This is a genomic window from Mycobacterium sp. TH-M82, from assembly GCF_057473605.1.
Map to the genome: position 1 here is coordinate 1 of NZ_JBYCKY010000682.1, position 2,137 is coordinate 2,137.

A 2,137-nucleotide genomic window follows, 5' to 3' on the forward strand; every position below is an offset into this window, starting at 1 on the left:
TTGATCGACGCCGCGAGGTCGTCGAGCCGGTCGGCCGACCGGGCGACCACCAGCACCGTCGCCCCGGCCGCGGCCAGCCTGCGCGCGGTCGCCTCCCCGATCCCGTACGACGCGCCGGTCACCAGGGCGGTCTTGCCGGAAACGGCACCGCGAAGCCGGTCCGGATCGGATATCCGCGCCGGGTTGGCCAATCGGTCGGTGGCCGCATGGAGGGCCTGCGCTATCACGTTCACCTTTGACTGCCGCATCCGCTGGAGTGCACGCCGAGGGATGGCTCTGGCTCAACCGTGTGCCTCGACAGTTCTATAGCTATAGGTAGCAGACCACATGGCGGGGCGAACGCCTTTCGGCGGCCCCGGTCAGTCGCCGATGAAGCCCTTGTTGCGCATCAGGACGTCGGCCAGGAAACCGTCGTGCGGGATCTCGGGCGCCCCGTGGAAGGTCGGGTGGTCGCCGCGGTAGACGTTGCTGACGGTCGGTTCGGCGAGCAGGGCGTCGATCAGCGCGTCGTCGCCGGTGATCGCGGTGATGACCAGGGAATGCCGCAGCGGCGCCACGCCCGCAGCGGGTGACCAGGGCGACACCCACACGCACGGAAACGGCAGTTCGGTGTTGAGCGTGTCGGTGAGCCGGCCCGAGCCGGGCCCGGCCAGCAGGTGCACGGCCGGGCGCAGGGCGGCGCACCCGTCGCCCACCTCGGCCACCACCTGGTCGGCGCCGAGCAGTGGGGTGCTCCCGGCGGCCCTGGCCGCCAGCAGGCTAGCCAGCGCGCGCGCCTTCTCGAGCGGCTGGGTGGGCAGGACGGCCCGCTCGTCCCCGCTCGGCAGGGGCTCGATCGTGGCCAGGCGTTCGGCGATCGCCGCGGCCAGCGGCGCGGGGTCGCCCTCGCAGAGCACCGCGGTGGTGTTGACGCAGGCGATGCCGCCCAGGTTGGCGATCGAGTCGACGACGACGTCGAGGTGGTCGCGCCAGTCGCGGTCGGCGGTGATCAGGATCTTCGCCCGCCCCGGCCCGTTCACCACCACCGTGGGGTCGGCGGCGTACTTGTCGACGACGTCCTGGCCGCCGTAGACCATCGCGAGGTCGGCCGCGCGGATCAACTCGTCCGCCCCGCCGTGATCGGTCGGCAGGTAGGCGGCGTCCTCGTGGCGGAACCCCGCCCGGCGCAGCGCGGTGACCAGGCGGTGCGCGGTCAGCGGCTCGCGCCGCGACGGACGCACCGCCACCCGGTAACCCAACGCGAGCGCCTGCGGCCACAGACCGTGCACACCGGGGCCGTTGCCGGCGGCGTGCACGGCGAACACCTCGCCGCGGCGCGCCCACACCGCGCCCCCGCGGCGGATCCGCTCGTCGCGCCAGTCCGGCGCCGCGCCGACGGGACGGGCCGGGCGCACCGCGGCGAACGCGCCGCCGACCGCGTCGGCCACGCCCCGCGCCCCGGCGCGGGTGACCGCGATCGGCAGCCCCGAAATCCGGCTCGCCGCAGCGACATAACCCTCGAAGTCCAGTCCCGCGATGGTTGCGGTGGCGAAGACCCGCGCCGCTTCGGCCAGCGCGGCTTCGCGTTGCGTGACCGGCAGCGGGCGGGCCTTGCGCTGCGCGGCGAGGGTTCGCGAAACATAGAGCGGCGGAACGATGCTCAGTTCGGTCACCGCTTCGCCGGCCGCGCCGGGGAGGACTTCGCGGTTGCGGGTGCGGTACTCGCCTTGCGGGCCGAGCGCATCGATGTGCACCAGATCGCCTTTCAGTACACGCCTTCGATGACGGCCTCGCCCTCGAAGGCGCTCACCGGCCGCACCGCGCTGACCGAGTCGCCGACCTGACCCGCAGGCCCCGGCATGCGGATGGCCAGGTCACGTTCCAGGTTGTTCGGGATGAACATCCCCTTGCTTACGTGGTTCATCACGACCCGGCCGAGTTCGCCGTGGGGCACTTCCGCGCCGGTGTCGGGGTCGACGACCCGGAACACGACGTAGGGGCTGCGCGGGTCGAAGACGAACGTCCCGTCGTCGACGCTCCGGGTGACCGCCTGCGACAGCGCCATGGTGCTGCCGAAGGCCATCGTGATGGTCGTGGCCGGGAAGATGTCGCGCAGCAGGTCCAGGGTGTCGGCGTCGACGTGCGCGCCGCTGAGCAA

The 2,137-nt window shown here is 72.9% G+C and carries 2 protein-coding genes and 1 pseudogene; all 3 read right to left on the minus strand.

What is annotated here, in order from left to right; translation table 11 throughout:
* On the minus strand, positions 1-248 hold a 248-nt coding region (locus tag AC2VON_RS19950; RefSeq protein WP_486954493.1), incomplete at its 3' end, for an SDR family NAD(P)-dependent oxidoreductase.
* A gap of 111 nt (positions 249-359) precedes the next feature.
* Positions 360-1,736 carry an aldehyde dehydrogenase family protein gene (locus AC2VON_RS19955; protein ID WP_486954494.1) on the minus strand — a complete coding sequence of 459 codons (1,377 nt, stop codon included), beginning with the start codon at positions 1,734-1,736 and terminating at the stop codon, positions 360-362.
* Between the two features lie 8 nt (positions 1,737-1,744).
* A pseudogene (locus AC2VON_RS19960) lies at positions 1,745-2,137 on the minus strand (phenazine antibiotic biosynthesis protein); the annotation flags it as partial.